The organism is Neisseria sp. P0021.S005, from assembly GCF_051956955.1.
Genome location: NZ_JBQCWY010000773.1, coordinates 1 through 1,368, shown reverse-complemented (window position 1 = coordinate 1,368; position 1,368 = coordinate 1). Strand labels below are relative to the sequence as shown.

Here is a 1,368-nt window from a genome sequence, read left to right as displayed (position 1 = left end):
CAAAATATATCAATACTATGCACGTTTCAGAACTCCAAACCCTCCACATTTCCAAACTCTTGGAAATGGCAGAAGAACATGGCATTGAAAACGCCAACCGTTTCCGCAAACAAGACCTCGTTTTTGCCATCGTCCGCCAGATGATGAAGCAAAATGTCAGCTTTACCTGTTCCGGCACACTCGAAATCCTGCCCGACGGCTTCGGTTTCCTGCGCAGCGCAGATACTTCTTACCTTGCCGGTCCTGACGATATTTATGTTTCGCCCACGCAAATCCGCCGCTTCAATCTGCACACCGGTGACACCATCGAAGGCAGCGTGCGCGTACCTAAAGACAACGAACGCTATTTCGCACTTGTCCGCCTCGATACCATCAACGGCGATCAGCCTGAAGTCTGCAAACACAAAATCCTCTTTGAAAACCTCACGCCTTTATTCCCAACCGAACAATTCAAACTTGAGCGCGACATCAAAGCCGAAGAGAATCTGACCGGCCGCGCTATCGACTTGGTTTCCCCAATCGGTAAAGGCCAACGTGCATTGTTGGTGGCGCCGCCTAAAACCGGTAAGACCGTGATGTTGCAAAACATTGCCCACGCTATTACCGCCAATTATCCCGATGTCGAGCTGATTGTCCTGTTGATTGACGAGCGTCCGGAAGAAGTGACCGAAATGAGCCGTTCTGTACGCGGCGAAGTCGTTTCCTCTACGTTTGATGAACCGGCGCAACGCCATGTACAAGTGGCCGAGATGGTGATTGAAAAAGCCAAACGTATGGTTGAACACAAAAAAGACGTGGTCATCCTGCTGGATTCGATTACCCGTTTGGCGCGCGCCTACAATACCGTTGTGCCGACTTCGGGCAAAATCTTGACCGGCGGTGTCGATGCCAACGCCTTGCACCGTCCGAAACGCTTCTTCGGCGCAGCGCGTAATGTGGAAGAGGGCGGTTCGCTTACCATTATTGCGACAGCGCTTGTTGAAACCGGTAGCCGCATGGACGACGTGATTTACGAAGAGTTCAAAGGCACGGGCAATATGGAATTGCACCTTGACCGCCGTATGGCCGAAAAACGCCTGTTCCCGGCCATTAGTATCAATAAATCCGGTACGCGCCGCGAAGAATTGCTGGTGCCGAACGATCAGTTGCAACGCATGTGGCTCTTGCGCAAATTCCTGCATCCTATGGACGAAATCGAAGCGACCGAGTTTTTGGTGGGCAAACTCAAAGACTCTAAAAATAACGACGATTTCTTTGAATTGATGCGCGGTAAATAAGCATAAGGCCGTCTGAATATGTTTCAGACGGCCTTTACTTTGCTTGAGGAACCTTTATGACCATCCGAATGAATTGGCAAAACTTATTATC

1 protein-coding gene is annotated in these 1,368 nt (G+C 50.1%); it reads left to right on the top strand.

Annotated elements, in window-relative coordinates; all coding sequences use genetic code 11:
• Positions 1–17 precede the first annotated feature (17 nt).
• Positions 18–1,277: a transcription termination factor Rho gene (gene rho, locus ACTHUE_RS19170; RefSeq protein ID WP_003680905.1), complete on the top strand. Its 1,260-nt coding sequence runs from the start codon at positions 18–20 to the stop codon at positions 1,275–1,277.
• Positions 1,278–1,368 lie beyond the last annotated feature (91 nt).